Annotated in this window: 26 protein-coding genes; 14 read left to right on the top strand and 12 right to left on the bottom strand. The window is 63.8% G+C overall.

The window, feature by feature from the left end; translation table 11 throughout:
- Positions 1-38: 38 nt before the first annotated feature.
- Positions 39-1244 carry an MFS transporter gene (locus LVS58_RS17310; RefSeq protein WP_233692092.1) on the top strand — a complete coding sequence of 402 codons (1206 nt, stop codon included), beginning with the start codon at positions 39-41 and terminating at the stop codon, positions 1242-1244.
- Here the strand turns inward: LVS58_RS17310 and LVS58_RS17305 are convergent.
- The 5 genes from LVS58_RS17305 to LVS58_RS17285 form a co-directional block, all read right to left on the bottom strand.
- Positions 1232-1915, bottom strand: coding sequence for an OmpW/AlkL family protein (locus LVS58_RS17305; RefSeq protein ID WP_233692091.1), 684 nt, complete (start codon positions 1913-1915; stop codon positions 1232-1234). The two genes, LVS58_RS17310 and LVS58_RS17305, sit on opposite strands and share 13 nt — an antisense overlap.
- A gap of 109 nt (positions 1916-2024) precedes the next feature.
- Entirely contained in the window at positions 2025-2537 is a 513-nt protein-coding gene (locus tag LVS58_RS17300; RefSeq protein ID WP_233692115.1) for a DUF3299 domain-containing protein, read from the bottom strand.
- A gap of 108 nt (positions 2538-2645) precedes the next feature.
- The gene (locus tag LVS58_RS17295) at positions 2646-3911 is read right to left on the bottom strand and encodes an ABC transporter permease (protein ID WP_233692090.1); all 1266 of its coding nucleotides are present in this window, start codon (positions 3909-3911) and stop codon (positions 2646-2648) included.
- Complete coding sequence (locus tag LVS58_RS17290) at positions 3911-4621, bottom strand: ABC transporter ATP-binding protein (RefSeq protein ID WP_233692089.1); 711 nt, start codon at positions 4619-4621, stop codon at positions 3911-3913. Before LVS58_RS17290 ends, LVS58_RS17295 begins: the two co-directional genes overlap by 1 nt.
- Complete coding sequence (locus tag LVS58_RS17285) at positions 4622-5203, bottom strand: DUF2796 domain-containing protein (RefSeq protein WP_233692088.1); 582 nt, start codon at positions 5201-5203, stop codon at positions 4622-4624.
- A 130-nt stretch (positions 5204-5333) separates the two neighbouring features.
- On the opposite strand from LVS58_RS17285, the gene LVS58_RS17280 reads away from it, so the two are divergent.
- Positions 5334-5678 carry a hypothetical protein gene (locus tag LVS58_RS17280; protein WP_233692087.1) on the top strand — a complete coding sequence of 115 codons (345 nt, stop codon included), beginning with the start codon at positions 5334-5336 and terminating at the stop codon, positions 5676-5678.
- A 149-nt stretch (positions 5679-5827) separates the two neighbouring features.
- On the opposite strand, the gene trxA is transcribed toward LVS58_RS17280, so the two are convergent.
- Genes trxA through LVS58_RS17265 form a run of 3 tightly spaced genes read right to left on the bottom strand, consistent with a single transcriptional unit; the run spans position 5828 to position 7838 of the window.
- Positions 5828-6700: a thioredoxin gene (trxA, locus tag LVS58_RS17275; RefSeq protein ID WP_233692086.1), complete on the bottom strand. Its 873-nt coding sequence runs from the start codon at positions 6698-6700 to the stop codon at positions 5828-5830.
- Positions 6701-6731: 31 nt separating this feature from the next.
- A complete protein-coding gene (locus LVS58_RS17270) occupies positions 6732-7388 on the bottom strand; it encodes a class I SAM-dependent methyltransferase (RefSeq protein ID WP_233692085.1) in 657 nt (218 codons plus the stop codon).
- A 3-nt stretch (positions 7389-7391) separates the two neighbouring features.
- Positions 7392-7838, bottom strand: a complete 447-nt coding sequence (locus LVS58_RS17265) for a YbaY family lipoprotein (RefSeq protein ID WP_233692084.1) — start codon at positions 7836-7838, stop codon at positions 7392-7394.
- Positions 7839-7944: 106 nt separating this feature from the next.
- Between LVS58_RS17265 and nrdR the strand changes: the two genes are divergently transcribed.
- The 12 genes from nrdR to LVS58_RS17205 all read left to right on the top strand — a co-directional run bounded on the left by nrdR (position 7945) and on the right by LVS58_RS17205 (position 16698).
- Positions 7945-8409: a transcriptional regulator NrdR gene (gene nrdR / locus LVS58_RS17260; protein ID WP_003255402.1), complete on the top strand. Its 465-nt coding sequence runs from the start codon at positions 7945-7947 to the stop codon at positions 8407-8409.
- 2 nt (positions 8410-8411) lie between these two features.
- A complete protein-coding gene (gene ribD / locus LVS58_RS17255; RefSeq protein WP_233692083.1) occupies positions 8412-9542 on the top strand; it encodes a bifunctional diaminohydroxyphosphoribosylaminopyrimidine deaminase/5-amino-6-(5-phosphoribosylamino)uracil reductase RibD in 1131 nt (376 codons plus the stop codon).
- Between the two features lie 42 nt (positions 9543-9584).
- Positions 9585-10250, top strand: a complete 666-nt coding sequence (locus LVS58_RS17250; RefSeq protein WP_003255399.1) for a riboflavin synthase — start codon at positions 9585-9587, stop codon at positions 10248-10250.
- 18 nt (positions 10251-10268) lie between these two features.
- Positions 10269-11360, top strand: coding sequence for a bifunctional 3,4-dihydroxy-2-butanone-4-phosphate synthase/GTP cyclohydrolase II (ribBA, locus tag LVS58_RS17245; RefSeq protein ID WP_209968241.1), 1092 nt, complete (start codon positions 10269-10271; stop codon positions 11358-11360).
- A gap of 91 nt (positions 11361-11451) precedes the next feature.
- Complete coding sequence (gene ribH / locus LVS58_RS17240; RefSeq protein WP_003255395.1) at positions 11452-11928, top strand: 6,7-dimethyl-8-ribityllumazine synthase; 477 nt, start codon at positions 11452-11454, stop codon at positions 11926-11928.
- Positions 11925-12425, top strand: a complete 501-nt coding sequence (gene nusB, locus LVS58_RS17235) for a transcription antitermination factor NusB (protein WP_233692082.1) — start codon at positions 11925-11927, stop codon at positions 12423-12425. The genes ribH and nusB overlap by 4 nt, the downstream gene beginning before the upstream one ends.
- An 18-nt stretch (positions 12426-12443) precedes the next feature.
- Positions 12444-13412 (top strand): thiamine-phosphate kinase, encoded by a 969-nt coding sequence (gene thiL / locus LVS58_RS17230; protein ID WP_233692081.1) that lies wholly within the window; start codon positions 12444-12446, stop codon positions 13410-13412.
- Positions 13409-13912, top strand: a complete 504-nt coding sequence (locus LVS58_RS17225; RefSeq protein ID WP_003255391.1) for a phosphatidylglycerophosphatase A family protein — start codon at positions 13409-13411, stop codon at positions 13910-13912. The genes thiL and LVS58_RS17225 overlap by 4 nt, the downstream gene beginning before the upstream one ends.
- A 16-nt stretch (positions 13913-13928) precedes the next feature.
- Positions 13929-14672, top strand: coding sequence for a substrate-binding periplasmic protein (locus tag LVS58_RS17220; protein WP_233692080.1), 744 nt, complete (start codon positions 13929-13931; stop codon positions 14670-14672).
- A 180-nt stretch (positions 14673-14852) separates the two neighbouring features.
- Positions 14853-15470: a GTP cyclohydrolase II gene (gene ribA / locus LVS58_RS17215; protein WP_003255389.1), complete on the top strand. Its 618-nt coding sequence runs from the start codon at positions 14853-14855 to the stop codon at positions 15468-15470.
- Entirely contained in the window at positions 15467-15886 is a 420-nt protein-coding gene (locus LVS58_RS17210) for a hypothetical protein (protein WP_021783934.1), read from the top strand. The genes ribA and LVS58_RS17210 overlap by 4 nt, the downstream gene beginning before the upstream one ends.
- Complete coding sequence (locus tag LVS58_RS17205; RefSeq protein WP_233692079.1) at positions 15886-16698, top strand: cobalamin-binding protein; 813 nt, start codon at positions 15886-15888, stop codon at positions 16696-16698. The genes LVS58_RS17210 and LVS58_RS17205 overlap by 1 nt, the downstream gene beginning before the upstream one ends.
- On the opposite strand, the gene LVS58_RS17200 is transcribed toward LVS58_RS17205, so the two are convergent.
- The 4 genes from LVS58_RS17200 to LVS58_RS17185 all read right to left on the bottom strand — a co-directional run bounded on the left by LVS58_RS17200 (position 16676) and on the right by LVS58_RS17185 (position 21914).
- On the bottom strand, positions 16676-18547 hold the full coding sequence (locus LVS58_RS17200; RefSeq protein ID WP_233692078.1) for a TonB-dependent receptor domain-containing protein: 1872 nt from the start codon (positions 18545-18547) through the stop codon (positions 16676-16678). The genes LVS58_RS17205 and LVS58_RS17200 overlap by 23 nt on opposite strands.
- 216 nt (positions 18548-18763) lie before the next feature.
- Positions 18764-20659, bottom strand: coding sequence for a 1-deoxy-D-xylulose-5-phosphate synthase (gene dxs / locus LVS58_RS17195; RefSeq protein WP_233692077.1), 1896 nt, complete (start codon positions 20657-20659; stop codon positions 18764-18766).
- A 128-nt stretch (positions 20660-20787) separates the two neighbouring features.
- Positions 20788-21675 (bottom strand): (2E,6E)-farnesyl diphosphate synthase, encoded by an 888-nt coding sequence (ispA, locus tag LVS58_RS17190; RefSeq protein ID WP_233692076.1) that lies wholly within the window; start codon positions 21673-21675, stop codon positions 20788-20790.
- Positions 21672-21914: an exodeoxyribonuclease VII small subunit gene (locus LVS58_RS17185; RefSeq protein WP_003255380.1), complete on the bottom strand. Its 243-nt coding sequence runs from the start codon at positions 21912-21914 to the stop codon at positions 21672-21674. The genes ispA and LVS58_RS17185 overlap by 4 nt, the downstream gene beginning before the upstream one ends.
- Between the last annotated feature and the right edge of the window lie 191 nt (positions 21915-22105).

Raw genomic sequence — 22105 nt, 5'->3', positions numbered from 1 at the left:
GTGGTTTCAAATTGAAACCAGATTGCAGAGGCTCGCCGATGACCCCTTCACTGACACGCTGGATAACCCTGTTGCTTGCCACCACCAGTGCGATGGCTGTGGCCACGGTGTACTTCGCTCAACCGCTGCTTGAGTCGATGGCTGCCGAGCTGGGGGTGGCGCAGCAGCAGATTGGCTGGGTAGTCGGCGCGACCCAGGCGGGCTACGCCCTGGGGCTGCTACTGGTTGTGCCGCTGGGGGACTTGGTCGACCGTAAACGTCTGTTGCTTGGCCAGTTGCTGTTCTCGGCGCTTGCGCTGGTGGGCGTTGGCATGGCACAGAACTGGGCAATATTGCTGCTGGCTCTGGCTATCACCGGGTTGATGGCAGTCATGGTGCAGGTGATGGTGGCGCATGCCGCGAGCCTGGCCTCACCTGGCCAGCAAGGGCAGGCGGTAGGCACCGTCACCAGTGGTGTGGTGCTGGGTATTCTGCTGGCACGGCTGGCTTCGGGCGGGCTGGCCGACCTGGCCGGTTGGCGGAGTGTGTACCTGGTCGCCGCAGGGCTGTTGATGTTGCTGGCGCTGGTGCTGTGGCGCAGTCTGCCCGGCGGGCAGCCGATGAGGAGCCGGCCGGGTTACCGGGCGCTGATCATGGCCCAGTTCAGTTTGTATCGGCACGACCGGTTGCTGCGCCAGCGCGGCGTGTTCGGTGTGTTGATCTTCGCCGCATTCAGCGTGCTGTGGAGTGCCATGGTCATGCCACTCAGTGCTGCGCCGCTGGCGCTGAGCCATACCGAGATCGGCCTGTTTGGCCTGGCAGGTGTCGCGGGTACGCTGGCGGCTTCGCATGCCGGTCGTCTGGCCGACCTTGGACGGGGTGAGCGGACGACCGGGGTGTCGTTGGCCCTGCTGACGCTGTCGTGGCTGCCAACAGCGTTCGTCGAGCATTCATTGCTGGCCTTTGTGCTGGGTGTGCTGATGCTGGATTTTGCCGTGCAGGCAGTGCATGTCACCAACCAGAGCGTGTTGCTGGCCGGACGTGGTGCGATGGCTAGCCGTTTGATCGGGGCCTACATGTGTTGCTATTCGCTGGGCAGCGGTTTGGGGGCGGTATTGGCGAGCTGGGTGTTTGCACACTGGGGCTGGGTTGCGGTGTGCGGGCTTGGCATGGGCATCAGTGCTGGCGCACTGTGCTACTGGCTATGGCTGCAGCGCGCGAGGGCGGCCGAGGCCGCCCTGCAATGTTCAGGTCAGAACTTGTAGCCAAGGCCGACCATGTATACCCACGGGTCGACGTCGACGTCGACCTTGGTCTTGCTGTAGCCAAGGGCGGTCGGGCCGTTGACGCTGGCCTTGGTGTCGATGTCGACGTACCAGACCGAGGCGTTTACCAGCAGGTTGTCGGTCAGCATGTAGTCCATGCCCAGTTGGCCGGCGATACCTACCGAATCCTGTAGCTTGAGGTTGCTGAAGCCTTGCTCCTTGCGTGCGCTGCTCAGGTCTTCGTCAAAGAACAGGGTGTAGTTGATACCGACGCCAGCGTACGGCTGGAAGCGCGAATTCGGTGCCATTGGGTAGTACTGCAGCGACAGCGTCGGCGGCAGTTGCTTGATGTCCGCCAGCTTGCCGTCCAGCCCGCCGCCCAGGCCTTTTACGGCGACGGTGTGCTTGAACGGGGTAGCGGCCAGCAGTTCCAGGCCGATGTGGTCGGTGAGCATGTAGGCAAAGGTCAGGCCCAGCTGGGTATCGCTGTCCAGGGTCGCCTTGGTGCCCGACACCTTGTTACCGTCGAACTTGAGGTCGCCGCTGCTCTCGTTCGGGGCGGTGGTGATGGCGCCTGCGCGCAGGATCATGTCCCCCGCCTGATAGGCGTGGGCGGCAGGGGCGGCGAGTGCAAGGGCCACAAGCGAGGCACCCAGCAAGGACTTGTTCATGGAAGCTCCCAAAGGACGTTATTAATCGAGTAGTCCAATGGTACGGAGCTGGTTAAACGGAAAGTTTGACCCAGCTCAACGAAGCGTCTTCACGCATTCGAAACAGTTCTCATCTCAGCTCATAAGCGTAGATTTTCTCGGCTTCCATCTGGTAGCCGGCGTCCGCCAGCTCGCTGCTGGAAGCTCTAACCTGCATCTTTCCCTCGATCCAGTAGGGCTGGTAGAGGTCTTCGATGCGCACGCCCATCTCGCTGAAAATATGCACGATCTGGTTCGGCGGTGGCGGCGGCACATGGATGCACGCGCCGTAGTAAGGGACCAGCAGGAATTCGGTGGTGCGGCCTTCTTCGCTGACCTCCAGTGGCACGATGTAGCCGGGAAGTTTGACCTGTTGGCCGTCGAGGCTTTTTACCACCGGTGCATCGGGCGCCTGTTGGCGCGCAGGTGGTGCGGATTCGGCAGACAGGGCGTTGCTGAGCTGTGACATGTCGTGCAGCGGGGTGAGTTGTGGCGGGATGACCGGGGCGCCTTCGGGGATCAGGGCGGGCCAGTCGAGCTCGCGGGGTTCCGAAGCCCACAAGGGCATCGCTACGGTAATCAGCAGGCTCAGCAGTATCTGCAGTGCTGGCCTCTTCGCGGGTGAGCCCGCTCCTACAAGGGCAGCACGACCCGGTGTAGGAGCGGGTTTACCCGCGAAGAAGCGCATGAGGTAATGGATCATTCCGCGCTCTCAGAGGTGTATGGACAAACCATCGGCCAGCGACTGCCGATAGGCCCGCCACGCCGGCACGCTGCCCATCAGCAACGCTGCGCCAAGGATGATAGCCAGCAAGGTCCATTCATGAGTACTCGGCAGCGCCAGTGGCAGATACAAACCATAGTTGGCCTGCACATACCCCTGCGCCAGGGCGATCCCTGCATACAGCAAACCCAGCCCGGCAAAAATGCCGACTGCCGCCAGCGACAGTGCCTCCAGTACCAGCAGCCCGGCGATATGCCACGGCCGCGCGCCGACCGAACGCAGTATCGCCATCTCTCGGCGGCGCTCGTTGAGACTGGTGAGAATCGCCGTGAGCATGCCGATCAAGCCGGTCAGCACCACGAACAGCGAGACCACGAACAACGCCTGCTCCGCAGTGCCCATCAGGCTCCACAACTCCTGCAAGGCCACACCAGGCAGGATCGCCAGCAATGGCTCGCTGCGATATTCGTTGATTTCCCGTTGCAGGCTGAAGGTGGCGATCTTGTTGTTCAGGCCCAGCATGAACGCGGTGATGGCGGCGGGTTGCAGGTCCATCGTCCGCGCCTGCTCGGCGCTGATGCGCCCGGCACCACGTGCCGGTACGCCGTTGTGCCAGTCGATATGGATCGCCTCCATGCCGCCCAGGCTGATATGCAGGGTGCGGTCGACGGGGGTGCCGGTGCGCTTGAGTACGCCGACCACGGTAAACGGCTTGTCGTCGTGCTTGACCAGGCTGATTGCGGCCACACCGTGGGCCAGCACCAGCTTGTCACCCAGCTTGTAGTGCAATGCCTCGGCCACTTCGGCGCCGAGCACCACTTCGAACGGGTCGCTGGCGAATGCGCGCCCCTGGCTCAGTTCCAGATGCTGGCGGCGGCCGTACTGGTAATGGCTGAAGTAAGCCGTGGTGGTGCCCATCACTCTGTAACCGCGGTGTGAGTCGCCCAGCGAGATCGGGATTGCCCACTTCACCCGTGGGTCCTGCGCATAGTGCTGGAAGCTGTCCCAGCGGATGTTATTGGTCGCGTTGCCTATGCGGAACACCGAATACAGCAGCAGGTTCACTGAGCCGGAGCGTGCACCGACAATCAGGTCGGTGCCGCTGATGGTGCTGGCAAAGCTGGCACGGGCTTCGGTACGGACCCGCTCAACAGCCAGCAGCAGGCACACCGACAGGGCAATGGCAAAGGCGGTCAGAAAGGCAGTGAAGCGGCGGTTGGCCAGGCTGGCCAAGGCAAGGCGGAGCAGGTACATCAGGCCTCCCGGGGCTTGGCGGCGCGGTTCAGTTCGACAAGCGACAGGTGGCGGTCAAACAGCGGTGCCAGGCTCTGGTCGTGGCTGACGAACAGCAAGCTGGCACCGGCGGCACGGCACTCATCGAACAGCAGGCGAATGAACGCTTCGCGGGTGTCTGCATCCAGTGCCGAGGTCGGTTCGTCGGCAATCACCAGCTCAGGCTGGCCGATCAGTGCGCGGGCGGCGGCGACCCGTTGCTGCTGGCCGATCGACAGGCTGTCGGCGCGGCGCGCGAGCATGGCAGGGTCGCCCAGGCCCAGGTGGGTCAGCAACGTGCTGGCTGCCTGGTCAACACTGCCATGGCGCTGCTCGGCGCGGGCCTTGCGGCTGCGCGAGAAGCGGCAGGGCAGCTCGACGTTTTCACGTACCGAGAGGAAGGGCAGCAGGTTGAACTGCTGGAAGATATACCCTGTGTGATCGACCCGAAAGCGGTCACGGGCGCCCTGGCTCAGGCTGCCGAGGTCCTGACCGAGCAACTGGATGCGGCCCTGGACCGGCACGTTCACCCCACCCAGCAGGCCCAGCAAGGTCGTCTTGCCACTGCCGCTGGGGCCCTTGAGAAACAGTGCTTCACCAGCGTCCAGGCGCAATGCCGGAATATCCAGCAGCGGCGGGTGACCTGGCCAGGCGAACACCAGGTCATGCAGATCGATCAACGGCTGGTTCATTCAGAGGGCGACCGTTGCCTTGGCCGGCGTCGTTTCCACGCCTTGCTGGCCATTGGGGCCGATCAGTTGCACGTTGATTTTCTGCGTGGCGGGGAAGGCCTTGAACAGCGGCGCCAGGTCCAGCTGGGTCAGCTTGTCGGGGTTGGCGCAAGTCAGCTGATAATGGGCGCCGATGTCGCTGTGCTGACGGTCGTGGTCGTGGTCGTGGTCGTCACCCTCGTCGTCGGCCTTCGACGCGTTACCGAACAGAGGGCTTTCCAGTGCCTGTTGGTCTTCCTTGCAGGCTGCGGCAGCGGAAAGGCCGAACAGCTTCAGGGGTTGTTCAAGTTGCTGGCGCACGGAGGCGACTTTGGCCTTGTCGGCATCGCTGCTGGCGGCATGCTCGAAGCCGACCAGGTTCATTGCCGGGCTGTCCAGCTCCAGTTCCAGGGTATTGCCATCGAGCACTGCGTTGAGCTTGGCTACGCCGTGCTCGTGGGCGCCGAGGGAGCCGTGGGCGTGGTCATGATCATGGTCATCGTGAGCATGGGCCACGGCCAGTGGCAGCAAAGCGAAGGGCAAGGCGAGCAGCAGGCGACGCATGGACGACTCCGGAGCGGGCTGAAAGATTGGGTTATGTTATAACAACTTATCGGCGTGCCGCCAGCCTGTGTGGCGCATGTTTCATGTTGCGGTAGCATGGCTGCATTGACTTGGGTTCAAGGAATGCATCATGAGAATTCGTGGACAGATTGGTGACTGGCCGGTGGACCTGACCATCGAGCTGACGCCTGAAGAGTGGGCGCAACTGGGGCGGCAGACCGAGTTGCCGATGGTAGCCCAGGCGGCCGCGACAGCCGCGGTGGCCGCGCCGCGCCAGAATGACGGTCAGTGGGCTGCGGCGCGTGATGTGTTGCGCCTGGCAGGACAGATGAGCGGGCCGGAATTGCTGGACCGGCTGGAAGGGTTGGCGGGGAGTACGGCGGCGGGTAAGCGGCTGCTGGTGCGCTTGCGGCACAGCAGTGAGGTAAAGGTGGAAAGTGGCGTGGATGCGCCGATGTATCACTGGGTAGGGTGAGTGCTGTTTTCGCTGTTGCAGCAAAGCCTGCGCGGTCGCCCGTAGGAGCGGGTTTACCCGCGAACACCGGCAGAGCCGGTGCCATCCACCGTGTTGGTTTCTTCGCGGGCATGCCCGCTCCCACAGGCCCAGCGCAGGCTCAAGGTCACTCAGAACATCGCGGCCGACAGCTTGCGACGATAAACACCAACCAGCGGGTGATCGCCACCCAGCAATTCGAACACCTGCAACAGCGCCTTCTGCGGCAGCCCGTTCTCGTAGCCACGGTTACGCTGGAACAGCTTCAACAGCCCCTCCAGCGCCGCCTCGTACTGCTGGCGCGCCAGTTGCTGGATGCTCAGCTGATAAGCCGCCTCGTCGTCCTGCGGGTTCTGCGCCAGACGGCTTTTAAGGTCGGCCACTTCCGGCAGGCTGGCAGCCTGGCGCAGGAAGGTCAGCTGGGCCTTGGCACCGGCCAGTGCAGCTTTGTGTTCGTCAGTCTTGACCGCATCCAGCACCACTTGCGCTTCGCCCAGCTCGCCACGCTCGGCCAGGCAGCGGGCATACAGGATCAGCGCCTCGGCATTGCTGTTGTCCTCACCCAGCAGCGCCTGCAACAGCGCTTCGGTTTCGGCAAAACGGCTTTCGGCAAACAGCGCCTTTGCCTGCTCCAGTGGCGAGGCGGTGGGCGCGGCCGGCAGTTGTACATGCGGCTCGAGCATGGCACGGATCGCCGATTCCGGCTGAGCCCCGGCAAAACCGTCCACCGGCTGGCCGTCCTTGAACAGCACCACGGTCGGCAGGCTACGGATGCCGAACTGGGCAACTACCTGTTGCTCCACGTCGCAGTTGATCTTGGCCAGCAGCAGTTCGCCCTGGTAACCCTCGGTGATCTTGGCCAACAACGGCATCAGCGCCTTGCACGGCGCGCACCACTCGGCCCAGAAGTCCACCAGCACCGGCTTGTGGAAAGAGTTCTCGATCACCAGTTGCTGAAAGGTGGCATCGGTAGCGTCGAAAATGTAAGGCGTGTCTTGGGTCATCGCGACTCTCGCAAACTCGTGTATGGCACCACTATAAGGTGTCGCGGCTGGCGTGGTACAGGCTGACCCGGCGGAATTCGTGTGGCTCGGCCAGGTCCGGTAGGGTCAGTGCTTCGAGCACGCCCAATTGCTGGTACAACGGGTGGTGAAAGTCACGTACCCGCGAGTCGGCCACCAAGGCCTGCCGGCCGCGGCTCAGGAAGGCGTCCAGCAGCGGCAGGTTGGCGCGGTCGTACAGCACATCGGCAACCAGGATCAGGTCGAAGCGGTCTTCCTCGGCAAAGAAATCGCTGCTGTAGCTTAATGTCACCCCGTTCAGTGCAGCGTTCGCACGGCAGGCATCAAGGGCCAGCGGGTCGAGGTCGCAGGCCACCACTTCCCGTGCTCCGGCGCGTGCAGCAGCAATGCCGGCGATACCAGAACCGGCGCCAAAGTCCAGTACGCGTTTGCCCGCCACCCACTCAGGGCGTTCGGCCAGGTAGCGGGCCATTGCCAGCCCACTGGCCCAGCAGAAGCTCCAATAGGGAGGCTCTTCAAGAATGCGTCGGGTTTCTTCGCTGCTGAAGGCGCGGTCCATGTTTTGGTCGTCGATCAGCCATAGTTTCAGCTCGCAGTCGGGCAGTTCGCTGACGATCAGGCGTGCTTCGCCAATCAGGCCGCTGAGGGCCTGTTGCAGGGCCTGCGGCATCACTTAAGGCGCCTTCTCGAAACGCAGCGGGCCGGTGGCCTGGGTTTGTGCCTGGGTAATGCGCACCGGGGGCAGGTGCATGATCAGCTGGCCGGAGTTACTGGCGCGGCCACGCAGTTCGACCCGGGCACCGGGCGGGAAGGCTTCGGGGTTGAAACGCAGGTGGTAGGGCAGTGCCTGGCCGGTACCGGTCAGGTTGCTGCTGGCCAGCAGGCGCTGCGGGCGGTCGCGTTCGTCGATCACCAGCAAGGCCAGTTCCACTTCGGCACCCGCCGGAATTTCCAGCAAGGTGCCGCTCAGCTCGCGCTGGTAGGCCGGCAACGGGCCCAGTATTTCGGCCTTGGCCGAGGGGGCTGGCGCGGGTGCCGGGTTGTCGGTCTTTGGCCTGTCGCTGCCGCAGGCGGCAAGCAGAGCGGCGCAGCACAGCACGACGAGCGCTCGGTAGTGCATGGGGGAGTCCTTCACGGGCATATTTCCCATGGATGTTAACCCCTTTGGCTTGTCTTGCCAGTGCAATGCGCTACCATGGCCCTCCCTTTTTTTGTTGCCTGCCACCATGCACTGTCCCTTTTGCGGTGCCAACGACACCAAGGTCATCGACTCTCGCCTCGTCGCCGAGGGCGAGCAGGTGCGCCGCCGCCGTGAATGCGTAGCCTGCGGCGAGCGCTTCACCACCTTCGAAACCGCCGAGCTGGTGCTGCCCCGGCTGATCAAGCAGGACGGCACGCGCCAGCCCTTCGACGAAGAAAAGCTGCGCGCGGGTATGCAACGGGCCCTGGAAAAGCGTCCGGTCAGCGTCGAGCGCCTGGAAGCTGCGCTGGCGCATATCAAGAGCCGGCTGCGTGCCACTGGCGAGCGCGAAGTCAAATCGCTGGTGGTCGGTGAAATGGTCATGGCCGAGCTGCGCAAGCTCGATGAAGTGGCCTATATCCGCTTTGCTTCGGTGTACCGGCGCTTCCAGGACCTCGACGAGTTCCGCGAAGAAATCGACCGCCTGGCCCGTGAGCCAGCTAAAGAGTGAACATGCCCAGCCAAGCTGCCATTCTCGACGCTCACTACATGGCCCGCGCGCTGGAGCTGGCGCGTAAAGGCCAGTACACCACCCACCCGAACCCGCGCGTAGGCTGCGTGATCGTGCGCGATGGCGAAGTGGTCGGTGAAGGTTGGCACGTGCGCGCCGGCGAGCCCCATGCCGAAGTGCATGCCCTGCGTCAGGCCGGTGAACTTGCCCGCGGTGCTTGCGCCTACGTCACCCTGGAACCATGCAGCCACCATGGCCGTACGCCGCCGTGTGCCGAAGCACTGGTCAAGGCCGGCGTGGCGCGTGTCGTAGCCGCCATGCAGGACCCTAACCCACAAGTGGCGGGGCAGGGCCTGCGGCGCCTGGCCGAAGCCGGAATCGAAGTGGCCAGCGGGGTGCTCGAAGCCGAGGCCCGTGCCCTCAACCCGGGCTTCCTCAAGCGCATGGAGCACGGCCTGCCGTTCGTTCGCGCCAAGCTGGCCATGAGCCTGGACGGCCGCACCGCCATGGCCAGTGGTGAAAGCCAATGGATCACCGGCCCGGCCGCGCGCTCAGCCGTGCAGCGCTTGCGCGCCCGCTCCAGCGTGGTGCTGACCAGCGCCGCCAGCGTGCTGGCAGACAACGCACGCATGACCGTGCGTGGTGCCGAGCTGGGCCTGGATGCCGAAACGACCGCCCTGGCACTCAGCCGCACACCCTTGCGGGTGCTGGTCGATGGCCGTCTGCGCCTGCCACTGGCGGCGCCATTCTTCCAGGCGGGCCCAGCGCTGGTGGTGACTGCTGTCGCAGATGACCCGCGCTATGCCGCTGCCGGCCACGAATTGCTCAGCTTGCCGGGCGACAATGGCCAGGTCGACCTGGCGGCACTGCTTCACGCCCTGGCCGCCCGCGGCGTCAACGAAATCCTGCTTGAGGCCGGGGCCGGCCTGGTCGGAGCCTTTGCACGGCAAGGCCTGGTGGACGAGTACCAGCTGTTCGTCGCTGGCACCTTCCTCGGCTCTCAGGCCCGGCCGCTGCTGGACTGGCCGATGGACAAGATGAGCGAAGCACCGAGGCTGAAAATTACCGAAATGCGCGCAGTGGGCGATGACTGGCGGGTCACGGCCGTCCCCCTGCCGGCGCCCGGCGTATAATGCCGGGCTTGCCCCGCGCAAACCGTTTTTGAGGAAGACCCCATGTTCACCGGCATCATCGAATCCATCGGCACCATCCGCAGCCTGACTCCCAAAGGTGGTGACGTGCGCGTCTACGTAGAAACCGGCAAGCTCGACCTGGGGGACGTCAAGCTCGGCGACAGCATCGCCGTCAACGGTGTATGCCTCACGGCCGTAGAACTGCCGGGCGACGGCTTCTGGGCCGATGTCAGCGTCGAAACCCTCAAGCGCACCGCCTTCATCGACCTCAAGAGCGGCAGCAAGGTCAACCTGGAAAAAGCCCTGACCCCCACCACCCGCCTGGGCGGGCACCTGGTCAGCGGCCACGTCGACGGGGTTGGCGAAATCATTTCGCGCAGCGATAACGCCCGCGCCATCCAGTTCCGCGTGCGTGCACCGAAGGAACTGGCCAAGTACATCGCCCACAAGGGTTCGATCACCGTCGACGGCACCAGCCTGACGGTCAATGAGGTCAATGGTGCCGAGTTCGAGCTGACCATTGTCCCGCACACTCTGTCCGAAACCATCATGGCCGATTACCGTGCAGGGCGTCGGGTAAACCTTGAGGTCGACCTGCTGGCCCGTTACCTGGAGCGCTTGCTACTGGGTGACAAGGCCGCCGAACCGAGCAAGGGCAGTGGCATTACCGAAAGCTTCCTGGCCGCCAATGGCTTCTTGAAATCCTGATTGAGAAGGGGGTGCCGCGTGGCGCTCAACAGCATCGAAGAACTGGTCGAAGACATCCGCCAGGGCAAAATGGTCATCCTGATGGATGACGAAGACCGCGAGAACGAAGGCGACATCATCATGGCGGCCGAATGCTGCCAGCCCGAGCACATCAACTTCATGGCCAAGCACGCCCGTGGCCTGATCTGCATGCCGATGACCCGCGAGCGTTGCGAAACGCTGAAGCTGCCTTTGATGGCGCCGCGCAACGGCTCGGGCTTCGGCACCAAGTTCACCGTGTCGATCGAGGCCGCCGAGGGCGTCACCACCGGTATTTCCGCCGCCGACCGCGCACGCACTGTGCAGGCTGCCGCTGCCAAGGACGCCAAGGCCGAAGACATCGTCAGCCCTGGTCACATCTTCCCGCTGATGGCCCAGCCGGGCGGTACGCTGGCGCGTGCCGGCCACACCGAAGCCGCCTGTGACCTGGCGCGCATGGCCGGTTTCGAGCCAAGCGGCGTGATCTGCGAAGTGATGAACGACGACGGCACCATGTCGCGCCGCGCCGAACTGGAAGTGTTCGCCGCCGAGCACGGCCTGAAGATCGGCACCATTGCCGACCTGATCCACTACCGCATGATCCACGAGCGCACCGTGCAGCGCGTCTCCGAGCAATCGGTGGAGAGCGAACTGGGTGAGTTCAACCTGGTCACCTACCGTGACGCGGTCGAAGGCGACGTGCACATGGCCTTGACCCTGGGCAAGATCTGCGCCGAAGAGCCGACCTTGGTACGGGTACACAATATGGACCCACTGCGTGACCTGCTGCTGGTCAAGCAGCCAGGACGCTGGAGCCTGCGCGCGGCCATGGCTGCCGTAGCCGAGGCCGGCAGCGGTGTGGTGTTGCTGCTGGGGCACCCGCTGGATGGCGACGTGCTGCTGGCGCACATCCGCGAAAGTGCGGGCGATGCGCCGACCAAGGCACCGACCACCTACAGCACTGTGGGTGCCGGTTCGCAGATCCTGCGCGACCTTGGCGTGCGCAAGATGCGCCTGATGAGTTCGCCGATGAAGTTCAACGCGATATCCGGATTCGATCTGGAAGTTGTAGAATACGTGCCCTCCGAGTGACTTGAGGCGGCATTGACGCCCTCTGCTCGAGTCCAGACCCCTGTCGAGGCCGCTTGTATGCGGCCTCGCTCTTGAAGATGAGAATATCGGAATGACCCTGAAGACCATCGAAGGTACCTTCATCGCCCCCAAAGGTCGCTATGCTTTGGTGGTTGGCCGCTTCAACAGCTTCGTAGTCGAAAGCCTGGTAAGCGGTGCCGTTGATGCCCTGGTACGCCACGGTGTCAGCGAAAGCGACATCACCATCATCCGTGCCCCGGGTGCATTCGAAATCCCGCTGGTGGCACAGAAGGTCGCCCAGCAAGGCGCCTACGACGCGATCATCGCCCTGGGCGCCGTGATCCGTGGCGGTACCCCGCACTTCGAATACGTGGCGGGCGAGTGCACCAAGGGCCTGGCCCAGGTGTCCATGGAGTTCGGTGTTCCGGTGGCCTTCGGCGTACTGACCGTCGACTCCATCGAGCAAGCCATCGAGCGTTCTGGCACCAAAGCCGGCAACAAAGGTGCTGAAGCTGCCCTGTCCGCACTGGAAATGGTCAGCCTGCTGGCGCAGTTGGAGGCCAAGTGATTAGCGACGAAAGCGATCGTTTCAACCCGCGCGATCCAAAACCTGCGGATGCCGGCAAGCCCTCGAAGAGCGCCAAGCGCCGCGAAGCCCGCAAGCTCGCGACCCAGGCACTCTACCAGTGGCACATAGCCCAGCATTCGCTGAACGAGATCGAAGCGCAGTTCCGGGTGGATAACGATTTCACCGATGTCGACGGTGCCTATTTCCGCGAGATCCTGCATGGGGTTCCGGCAATCAAGGGCGAAATCGACAAAGCGCTGGTGCCTTGCATGACTATCGCACTGGAAGAGCTCGACCCGGTCGAGCTGGCCGTGCTGCGCCTGTCCACCTGGGAGCTGATCAAACGCGTCGACGTGCCGTACCGCGTCGTGATCAACGAAGGTGTGGAGCTGGCCAAGGTCTTCGGTGCCACTGACGGCCACAAATTCGTCAACGGTGTGCTCGACAAGCTCGCCCCGGCGCTGCGTGAAGCAGAAGTCAAGGCGAACAAGCGCTGATCCTGGCGCTGCCTGGCCATGGGTGAGTTCGAGCTGATCAACCATTACTTCGCCGCTGCGCCCTGTGCGCAGGGCGGCGAGGGCGTGGCCCTGGGTATCGGCGACGACTGCGCCCTGCTGGACCTCCCCCCCGGTGAGCAACTGGCGGTGTCGACCGACACCCTGGTCGCCGGGGTGCACTTTCCTGCTGTTTGCGATCCGTTGCTGCTTGGCCAGCGTTCGTTGGCTGTGGCGGCCAGTGACCTGGCGGCCATGGGCGCGACTGCAATCGGCTTTACCCTCGCACTGACCCTGCCTGACGTTGGCCCTGACTGGCTGGCGGCCTTTGCCGACGGCCTTGGTCGCATGGCCCACCGTTGCCGCATGAGCCTGATCGGTGGTGACACTACGCGCGGCCCGTTGAGTATTACCGTGACCGTGTTCGGCCGGGTACCGGTTGGCCAGGCCTTGCGCCGCAGCGGTGCAAGGCCGGGTGACCTGTTGTGTGTCGGCGGTTCGCTGGGCAAGGCCGCCGGTGCACTGCCGCTTGTGCTGGGTGAGCGCGAGGCGCCTGCCGCGCAGGCCGAGCCGCTGCTGGCCCATTACTGGTCACCGATGCCGCAGCTCACCCTCGGTGCTCTTCTGCGTGGCCGGGCCACGGCGGCGCTGGATATCTCCGACGGGCTGCTCGCCGACTGTGGGCATATTGCCAAGGCATCCGGTGTCGCGTTAGAGGTGAACCTGGCGCAAGTGCCAGTGTCTCCTGCTTTGGAGGCTTTCCTCGGCCGTGAAGCCGCTGTGCAGGCGGCGCTTACCGGTGGCGACGATTACGTTCTGGCCTTCACCTTGCCACCCGAGGCGCTGGCGCCCCTCGCAGCCTTCGATTTTATCGAAGTGCATACCGTCGGCCGTGTGCTCGAAGGGCAAGGCGTGACCTTGCGCGACGCGCAGGGCCAGGACATCACCCCCGTTCAGCGGGGCTATCAACACTTCAGGGAGATACCGTGACCGATCACCCCAATCAGGTGCCTGCGGAGTTCGTTCCGCCTTCGGTCTGGCGCAACCCGTGGCACTTCATCGCTTTTGGCTTCGGTTCTGGCACCTTGCCCAAGGCCCCAGGTACCTGGGGCTCACTGGTGGCCATACCGTTCATCCCGCTGTGGCAGATGCTGCCCGACTGGGGTTACTGGCTGTTGCTTGGCGTGAGCATGCTGTTTGGCTTCTGGTTGTGCGGCAAAGTTGCCAATGATTTGCGCGTACACGACCATGAAGGCATTGTCTGGGACGAGATTGTCGGCATGTGGATCACCCTCTGGCTGGTGCCGGAGGGCTGGCAGTGGCTGTTGGCAGGGTTTCTGATGTTCCGCTTCTTCGACATCCTCAAGCCGTGGCCGATTCGCTGGATCGACCGCCATGTGCACGGGGGAGTCGGCATCATGCTCGACGATATCCTGGCCGGCGTGTTTGCCTGGCTGGGCATGCAGGTTCTGGTGTGGGCGGTTGCCTGAAACAGGGAGTGCGTGAATGGCCGTAAGGTCTGTGCTGCTGGCTATGCTGCTGAGTGTTGCCCCGTGGGTGATGGCTGCCGAGGGCATCCCGAAACAGATCCACCTGGTTAGCGAAGAGTGGCTCGACTACACCAACGCCGACGGTACCGGGGTGGCCTGGGATGTGCTGCGCAAAGTGTTCGAGCCGGCCGGCGTCGAGGTGGTTACCCAGAGCGCGCCGTACAGCCGGGCGGTTGGCCTGGTCAAGCGCGGCGAGGCTGATGCCTGGGTTGGCTCGTACAAGGAAGAGAGCGACGACAACCTGTACCCGCGCTGGCACTTCGACATGGACCATATCTATGCCTTGGGGCTGACCAGCAAACCTGCACCTACCCTGGAGACCATCGGCAAGTACCGGTTGGCTTGGGTGCGTGGTTACGATTACGGCAACTACTTGCCCAATGTGCACGAATTCCGCGAAATCCAGCGTCGCGAGGGCATTTTGCCGATGCTCGAGCATGACCGGGTGGACTACTACATCGACGCACTGACCGAGGTAGACTACGTGCTAGGGCAAGCCGCCCAGCCTGAGCGCTTCCGCCGTACCCATGTGGCCGAGTTGCCGTTGTACCTGGCCTTTGCCCGTAACGACCAGGCCAAGGCCCTGTGCGTCTTGTTCGACAAACGCATGAAGGAGCTGGTACGTAGCGGCGAGCTCAAGCCGATTTTCGAGCACTGGAAACAGCCCTATCCGTTCAGCGCGGGTAGTCCCCCGCACTGAGGCCGAATACACCCAGGTATATCGCGGCGCTCTGTGACAGCGTGCGTGTGATTGGGTGATGGCTTTTAATAAGCATCGAACTTTTCGATCTTAAGCCACCGTATACAGCCAGCCCACATCCCCCAGCCTGCTGATACAATCGGTCCACGAGAAATTTCCTACTTATTCCAGGAGCACAACGTGCCCGTCGTCTTTGTTGCCGCCTCTAAACTCCCGACGCCCTTCGCGACCTTCACCATGCATGGCTTTCTGGACGAAGCCACAGGCCGTGAGCATGTAGTGCTCAGCCTGGGTGATATCGCGGACGGCCAGCCGGTACTGGGGCGCCTGCATTCCGAGTGTCTGACAGGCGATGCACTGTTCAGCCAGCGCTGCGACTGCGGCTCGCAGCTGGAAGCCGCGCTGCAGGCCATCGCCCGCGAAGGCCGCGGGGTGCTGTTGTACCTGCGTCAGGAAGGCCGTGGCATCGGCCTGCTGAACAAGATCCGCGCCTACGAGCTGCAGGATGGTGGCGCCGACACCGTCGAAGCCAACGAACGCCTGGGCTTCGCTGCCGACCAGCGTGACTACGCCATATGCCTGCCGATGCTCGAGCACCTGGGCGTGAAGTCGCTGCGCCTGATGACCAACAATCCGCGCAAGGTCAAAGCCCTGACCGACATGAACATCGTGGTTGCCGAGCGTGTGCCGCTGCACACCGGGCATAACCCGCACAACCGCTACTACCTGGCGACCAAGGCCGGCAAGTTGGGCCACATGCTGGGTAACGAACACCAGGGCGAGGTGCCCCAGGCGTGACCCGGGCCGAGGTCAAGCGGCGACTGGCGCTGGCCTGGTGGCAGTACCTGGCGGTGGGGCTGGTGCCGCTGCCAGTCATGGCGTGGGCCTTTGGGGGCGGTGATGCACTGATCCCGGTGTTGGCCATGCCACTGTTCATCGCCGGTGCGGCCACCATGTTCCTCAGCCTGCCGCGCTTCGGTGCCTACAAGCGCGCACTTATTGCCACCTCAAAGGTGCTTGGCACGGGCGAAGAACCCACTGCCTGGATCGAGCTGGCGCGTGTGCGGCGCATGGCCATGCTGTATGCCTGCTTCCCGGCTTGGGTCGCCGCACTGTCGGTGCTGGTCGGCCTGGAAGCAGTGCCGCAGATCCTGCTCGCATTGTCTACGGTTGTAGTGCTGTACCTCTATCGCATTCCGCGCCAGTTGGGCTGATGCGACTGCTACCTGGCCTGCTGGCGTTGTTCGCCTGCACCGTACTGGCGGCAGAGCCGCTGCGTGTCGTCAGCCTGGCCCCCTCGATGAGCGAGATCATGCTTGAGCTGCAGGCCGACGACCTGCTGGTGGGCGTGCTCGACGGTGGCGAGCGGCCGGCTGCGCTGCGCCACTTGCCTTCGGTCGGGCGCCAAGGGCAACTGGACATGGAGCGCCTGCTCAGCCTGCGCCCCGACCTGTTGCTGCTGTGGCCAGGCAGTGTGCCACCGGCACAGCGCGACCAACTCAAGCGCCTGGGTATCGCCACCTTCAGCGCCGAACCCCACGACATCAGCCAGCTGATCGAGCAGATCGAGGCCATTGCCGGGCGTATCGGGCGTGCCGAGCAAGGCCATTCATATGCGCGAGCCCTGCGGGAGCGGCTGCAGCAGTTGCGCCAGCAGTATTGGCGTAACGAACCCCTGCAGGTGTTCTATCAAGTCTGGGATCGGCCGTTGTACACGCTCGGTGGCCGCCAGGTGGTGACCGACGCCCTGGCCGTTTGCGGGGCGCGCAATGTGTTCGCTGACCTTGGCCAGCCGGCGCCACAGGTGAGTGTGGAGTCCGTGCTGCTGCGTAATCCGCAGGTCATCCTGGCAACTGATGAGGCGCAACTGGCCAGCTGGAAGGCCTGGCCGCAGATTCGAGCGGTAGCTGATGGGCGCCTGCTGGTGGTGCCGGACAAAGGGCTGGAGCGCCCCAGCGGGCAGATGATCGAAGCCACCGCTCGCTTGTGTGCGTTGCTGGACGCTAAAGCGCCGGCGTCCAGGTGACGCTGAAGAGCACAGTGCGGCCCTCTTCGCGGTAAGGGTGATACGCACCCTGGTAGCTGTAAAGGGCGCGGCTGTAGCTGCGGTCCAGCAGGTTATCCAGCTTGGCTTCGAGTTTCAGTTCGTCGCTTGCCGCCCAACTGCCGCGCAAACCTAGCAGGCCATAGCCACCGATGCGGTTACGGTTGGCCTCATCGTCAAAACTGCTGCTGACCGCCTGCCAGCTGGCGCCGACGCTGAAGCGCCCTAACTCACGGTCAAGGTCCAGGCTCAAGGTGCGGCGGGCGCGGCGGGCGAGGGTATGGCCAGTATCGCGGTCGCGTGGGTCGATCAGCGCCAGGCCAAGTTGGCTGTGCCAGGCGCCCCACTGCTGCGCCAGCGCCATTTCCACACCATTGATTCGTGCCGAGGCGACGTTACGGGGTATCGAGTCCTGGCCAAAGATGATTGCGTCGCGCAGGTCGGTGCGGTACAGCGAAGTCTCCAGGCGGCTCTCTGTAGTCAGCTGGCTGCGCCATTGCAGCTCGTAGCTTCTGGAGCGCTCTGGGGTCAGGTTCGGATTGCTGAACTGTGGGTAATACAGGTCGTTGAACGTTGGCGCGCGGAAGCCTTCGCTGTAGGACAGCAGCACATCGTTGTGCGCGTCCAGCGGTACGGTCAGGCTACCGCTCCAGCTGGTCTGGCCACCAAACTGCTGGTTGCTGTCATGCCGCACGCCCAGCTCAGTGGAAAACTGCTCGCTCTGGAAGCGGTGCTGAGCGAACACGGCACGGTTCCAGCGGCTGTCCTCAGTGAAGTCGGTACTGCCGTGTACGCGGTCTTCGTACCAGTCGCCACCGATCAGTACGGTGTTCTGCTCGCCAAGGACCAGGTCGTTCTGCCAGGTAGCCTGATCGCGGTAGGTGTTGAACACGAAGCGCTCAGCGCTGAGCTTGTCGCGTTTGTCGTCTCGGTTCTCACCATGGGCCAGTTCAAGGCGTGAATGCCAGGTTTCGGTGAACTGAATGTCAACGTAACTGCCCAGGCTGCTGACGCTGAAGTCGGTGTAGGGTTGTTGACCGACGCTCTCGAAGGTAACGGGGTCGAAGCCGCCGAACGGGTTGTCGTACTCGCTGCGCCCACGGCTGTCGAGCAGGTTCAGGCCGGCCTCGAAGCGCTCACCGAAGGTGTGGCTGAGGCTCAGGTTGAGGGCCTTGTTGCGGTAGGCGTCGTGGTCACCATCGCTGTCGAAGGACGGCCCGGTCGAGTCGATACCGGCAGTTTCATCCAGGCTGGCGCCAAGGTTGAAGCGGGTTGTGTCGGTGCCACCAGAAAGCCCCAGGCTGCGTTGGAATGTCTTGTTGCTGCCGGCGGCCATGCGCAGGCGTGGCTGCAGACCGGGGCCACTGCTGCGTCGGGTGAAGATCTGGATCACCCCACCAATGGCATCGCTGCCGTACACCGCCGAGCGCGAGCCGCGCAGTACTTCGATGCGCTCGATCTGGTCAACGTCCAGAAACTGCAGGCCGCTGTCGCCCGAGGTGGCATTGGCGATGCGCACGCCATCGACCAGCACCAGGCTTTGTGCGGCCTTGGTGCCACGGATAAAAATACCCGGCAGGCTGCCACGGCCACCGGTAGGTGCCACTTGCACGCCCGGCACGCGAGAGAGCAGGTCGGTAACGCTGGTGGGTTGAAGGCGGTCGATGTCGGTGCGGGTGAAGACCGTGTTGGCAGCACTGGTGGCGGTACGCGATTCTACCTGGCGGCTGGCGCTGATCAGCACGTCGGGGAGCTTGAGGGCGTCGTCGCGCTCAGCGGCCAGTAGGCATGTAGGGGCGCAGAGAATCGCGGCACAGGCAAACTTTTTCATGGGCAGTTCCAAAGGATTTCCACAGCACTGTGCTGTCCCCCCGTAGGAGCGGGTTCACCCGCGAAAGGGCCGGCCCTGCTGGCCAATATCCCTGGTCGTTCACCGTTGCCGCCGCTACCGTATTCGCGGGTAAACCCGCTCCTACCACGGGGGTGGAAAACGCACCGTTGATTCGGCGCAAGCCGTTGTCGGAGCGGGTTTACCCGCGAAAGCGCCCTAGAGCCCGAGCCTGGCCATGCGGGCCTTCACCGAAGCCTCGATCCCGGCTGCATCCAGCCCGCACTCAGCCAGCATTTGCGCAGGCTTGGCATGCTCGACATAGATGTCCGGCAGCCCCAGGTGCAGAAGTGGCTTGAGCACTGCCTGGCTGGCAAGGAACTCACCCACCGCAGCCCCCGCGCCACCCATGATGGCGTTTTCTTCGATGGTTACAAGCAGCTCATGGCTGTCTGCCAGCTCCAGCACCAGCGTCTCGTCCAGCGGCTTGACGAAGCGCATGTCGACCACCGTGGCGTTGATCTGTTCGGCCACTTGCATGGCCTCGGCCAGTTGCACGCCAAACACCATCAGGGCCACTTTCTCGCCCTGGCGGCGGACCACGCCCTTGCCGATCTCCAGTGGTTGCAGGTCACCGCTGATCGGCGCATTCGGGCCGGTACCACGCGGGTACCGTACGGCTGCCGGGCCGTTGTACAGGTGGCCGGTGCTGAGCATCTTGCGCAGTTCGTTCTCGTCGCTGGGGGTCATCACCAGCATGCCCGGGATGCAGCGCAGGTACGACAGGTCGTAGCTGCCGGCGTGGGTCGGGCCATCCTCGCCGACCAGGCCGGCGCGGTCGATGGCGAACAGCACGTCGAGGTTCTGCACTGCCACGTCGTGGATCAGTTGGTCGTAGGCACGCTGCAGGAAGGTGGAGTAGATCGCCACCACCGGCTTGCTGCCCTCGCAGGCCATGCCGGCCGCCAGGGTCACGGCATGCTGCTCTGCGATCGCCACGTCGAAGTAGCGCTCAGGGTAGCGCTCGCTGAAGTCGACCAGGTCCGAGCCTTCCTTCATCGCCGGGGTAATGCCCACCAGGCGGTTGTCGGCGGCGGCCATGTCGCACAGCCACTGGCCGAACACTGCGGAGTATTTCGGGCCGCTGGCTTTCTTCGGTGCAGCCGGCTTGTCGGCTGGCTCCAGCTTGGTGATGGCGTGGTAGCCAATCGGGTCAACCTCGGCAGGGCCGAAGCCTTTGCCCTTCTTGGTCACCACATGCAGGAACTGCGGGCCTTTCAGGTCACGCATGTTGCGCAGGGTAGCGATCATGGTGGGCAGGTCGTGGCCGTCGATCGGGCCGATATAGTTCCAGCCCAGTTCTTCGAACAGCGTGCCTGGCACCAGCATGCCCTTGGCGTATTCCTCGGTGCGACGGGCGATTTCCCAGGCGCCTGGCAGCCGCGACAGCACTTTCTTGCTGCCTTCACGCATGCTTGCGTAGGTGCGGCTGGAGAGGATCTTCGCCAGGTAGTTGGACAGGCCGCCAACGTTGCGCGAAATCGACATGTCGTTGTCGTTGAGGATTACCAGCATGTCGGCATTGACTTCCTGGGCGTGGTTCAACGCCTCGAACGCCATGCCGGCGGTCAGCGCGCCATCACCGATCACCGCGATCGACTTGCGTGCGCTGTTCTGCAGGCGGGCAGCAATGGCCATGCCCAGCGCGGCGCTGATCGATGTGCTGGAGTGGCCAACGCCAAAGGTGTCGTACTCGCTTTCGCTGCGGCGCGGGAAGGCCGCGATGCCGTCTTTCTGGCGCAGGCTGAGCATGCGGTTACGGCGCCCGGTGAGGATCTTGTGCGGGTAGGCCTGGTGCCCCACGTCCCACACCAGTCGGTCGTCCGGGGTGTCGAACACGTAGTGCAGGGCGATGGTCAGCTCGATTACGCCCAGACCGGCACCAAAGTGCCCACCGGTCTGCCCGACGGTATAGAGCAGTTCCTGGCGCAGTTCGTCGGCCAGCGTCTCCAGGTCGGCTTCGGCCAACCGGCGCAGGCCGGCAGGCGTGTCAGCGCGGTCGAGCAGCGGCGTGACCGGGCGTTCGCGGGGAATCTCTTGAAACGTCGTGGGCATCAGGCGAGTCGTTATAGGTGTGTGAAGACGCGGCAGTTTACCCCATTGTGGGAAATACTGCCCATTCAGACGGGTGTCGCATTGGGGCTGCTGTGCCCGCGAAGGGCCGCACAGCGGCCCCAATCAAATCAGTTACGGCGTTCGACGATGTAGCGAGCAAGTGCCCGCAGCGGTTCGGCCTTTTCGCCAAACCCTTCCAGTACGGCCAGCGCCTGGTCGCGCAGTTCGATTGCATAGGCTTTGGCGGCTTCCAGGCCCAGCAGGGCCGGGTAGGTCGGTTTGTCACGCGCAATGTCAGCCCCTTGGCGTTTGCCCAGGGTGGCGGTGTCGCTTTCTACATCAAGGATGTCGTCCTGCACCTGAAATGCAAGGCCAATGGCCTGAGCATAAGTCTGCAGGGCATCCAGCTGCGCCTGTTCGGCACGGGCACTTGCAAGGGCGCCGAGGCGTACGCTGGCCTCGATCAGCGCGCCGGTCTTGTGCCGGTGCATGAATTCCAGCGCCTGCTGGTCCAGCTTCTGGCCCACCGAACCGAGATCGATCGCCTGGCCGCCAACCATGCCGGCCGGGCCGGCAGCGTTGGCCAGTACCTGAACCATGGCCAGGCGAATGCTGTCGATCTGAGGGCTCAGGCGTGGGTCGAGCAAGGCACTGAACGCCAGGCTCTGCAAACCATCGCCCGCGAGGATGGCACACGCTTCGTCAAACGCCTTGTGAGTGGTCGGCTGGCCGCGACGCAGGTCGTCGTCGTCCATGGCCGGGAGGTCGTCATGCACCAGCGAGTAAGCATGGATCAGCTCGACCGCGCAGGCTGCGCCGTTGGCCTGTTCGGCCGGGGCGCCCAAGGCTTCGCAGGCCGCATAGGCCAACAGCGGGCGCACGCGTTTGCCGCCGTTCATCACGCTGTAGCGCATGGCGGCGTAAAGGCGTTCCAGCTCTTTGCTCGGGGCGATGAACAGTGGTTCGAGGGCTGCGTTGACGCGCGCCTGGCAACTGGCCTGGTAGGTGCCAATCATGCTTCCGGCTCCGCGTCGAAGGGCTGGGCAGCCAGTTCACCGTCGCGCTCCAGCAGAATTTGCACCTTCTGTTCGGCCTGGGCCAGGGCGCCCTGGCAGTCACGGGTCAGGGCGATGCCTTGTTCAAAGGCGGCCAGCGACTCTTCCAGCGACAACTCGCCGTTCTCCAGGCGCTCGACCAGTGCTTGCAGGTCTGCGAGGGATTGCTCGAAATCGAGGGAGGCTTTTTTGCGGGCCATGGCGACTGTCTCGGTGGCATTCAGAACGGCGCGACACTAGCAGAGCGGGGCGGGGGGAGCAAACTTGTGTGGAGCAGGCCTCTGGAGCGAACCTCGATACTGTATTAAACAGACAAGGCGATCGCGCGCAGGCACAGGTGTAACTGGCCTGAGAAAAATGTAGGAGCGAGCTTGCTCGCGATGCGCCGCGC

Origin of the sequence: Pseudomonas sp. JR33AA (assembly GCF_021378985.1) — a bacterium.
In the GTDB taxonomy this organism is placed as follows: Bacteria; Pseudomonadota; Gammaproteobacteria; order Pseudomonadales; family Pseudomonadaceae; genus Aquipseudomonas; species Aquipseudomonas alloputida.
The sequence above is the reverse complement of the archived record's forward strand: the minus strand, read 5'-3'. Positions and strand labels throughout refer to the sequence as shown.

What these genes read in the sequence shown, in the direction of transcription:
- dxs (WP_233692077.1), bottom strand. Translation starts at nt 20,659, where the DNA reads ATGCCCACGACGTTTCAAGAGATTCCCCGCGAACGCCCGGTCACGCCG.
- LVS58_RS17295 (WP_233692090.1), bottom strand. Translation starts at nt 3,911, where the DNA reads ATGTACCTGCTCCGCCTTGCCTTGGCCAGCCTGGCCAACCGCCGCTTC.
- LVS58_RS17220 (WP_233692080.1), top strand. Translation starts at nt 13,929, where the DNA reads ATGGCCGTAAGGTCTGTGCTGCTGGCTATGCTGCTGAGTGTTGCCCCG.
- ribH (WP_003255395.1), top strand. Translation starts at nt 11,452, where the DNA reads ATGACCCTGAAGACCATCGAAGGTACCTTCATCGCCCCCAAAGGTCGC.
- LVS58_RS17265 (WP_233692084.1), bottom strand. Translation starts at nt 7,838, where the DNA reads ATGCACTACCGAGCGCTCGTCGTGCTGTGCTGCGCCGCTCTGCTTGCC.
- LVS58_RS17270 (WP_233692085.1), bottom strand. Translation starts at nt 7,388, where the DNA reads ATGCCGCAGGCCCTGCAACAGGCCCTCAGCGGCCTGATTGGCGAAGCA.
- LVS58_RS17310 (WP_233692092.1), top strand. Translation starts at nt 39, where the DNA reads ATGACCCCTTCACTGACACGCTGGATAACCCTGTTGCTTGCCACCACC.
- thiL (WP_233692081.1), top strand. Translation starts at nt 12,444, where the DNA reads ATGGGTGAGTTCGAGCTGATCAACCATTACTTCGCCGCTGCGCCCTGT.
- ispA (WP_233692076.1), bottom strand. Translation starts at nt 21,675, where the DNA reads ATGATTGGCACCTACCAGGCCAGTTGCCAGGCGCGCGTCAACGCAGCC.
- LVS58_RS17280 (WP_233692087.1), top strand. Translation starts at nt 5,334, where the DNA reads ATGAGAATTCGTGGACAGATTGGTGACTGGCCGGTGGACCTGACCATC.
- trxA (WP_233692086.1), bottom strand. Translation starts at nt 6,700, where the DNA reads ATGACCCAAGACACGCCTTACATTTTCGACGCTACCGATGCCACCTTT.
- LVS58_RS17250 (WP_003255399.1), top strand. Translation starts at nt 9,585, where the DNA reads ATGTTCACCGGCATCATCGAATCCATCGGCACCATCCGCAGCCTGACT.
- LVS58_RS17305 (WP_233692091.1), bottom strand. Translation starts at nt 1,915, where the DNA reads ATGAACAAGTCCTTGCTGGGTGCCTCGCTTGTGGCCCTTGCACTCGCC.
- LVS58_RS17285 (WP_233692088.1), bottom strand. Translation starts at nt 5,203, where the DNA reads ATGCGTCGCCTGCTGCTCGCCTTGCCCTTCGCTTTGCTGCCACTGGCC.
- LVS58_RS17200 (WP_233692078.1), bottom strand. Translation starts at nt 18,547, where the DNA reads ATGAAAAAGTTTGCCTGTGCCGCGATTCTCTGCGCCCCTACATGCCTA.
- ribD (WP_233692083.1), top strand. Translation starts at nt 8,412, where the DNA reads ATGCCCAGCCAAGCTGCCATTCTCGACGCTCACTACATGGCCCGCGCG.
- LVS58_RS17185 (WP_003255380.1), bottom strand. Translation starts at nt 21,914, where the DNA reads ATGGCCCGCAAAAAAGCCTCCCTCGATTTCGAGCAATCCCTCGCAGAC.
- LVS58_RS17290 (WP_233692089.1), bottom strand. Translation starts at nt 4,621, where the DNA reads ATGAACCAGCCGTTGATCGATCTGCATGACCTGGTGTTCGCCTGGCCA.
- nrdR (WP_003255402.1), top strand. Translation starts at nt 7,945, where the DNA reads ATGCACTGTCCCTTTTGCGGTGCCAACGACACCAAGGTCATCGACTCT.
- LVS58_RS17205 (WP_233692079.1), top strand. Translation starts at nt 15,886, where the DNA reads ATGCGACTGCTACCTGGCCTGCTGGCGTTGTTCGCCTGCACCGTACTG.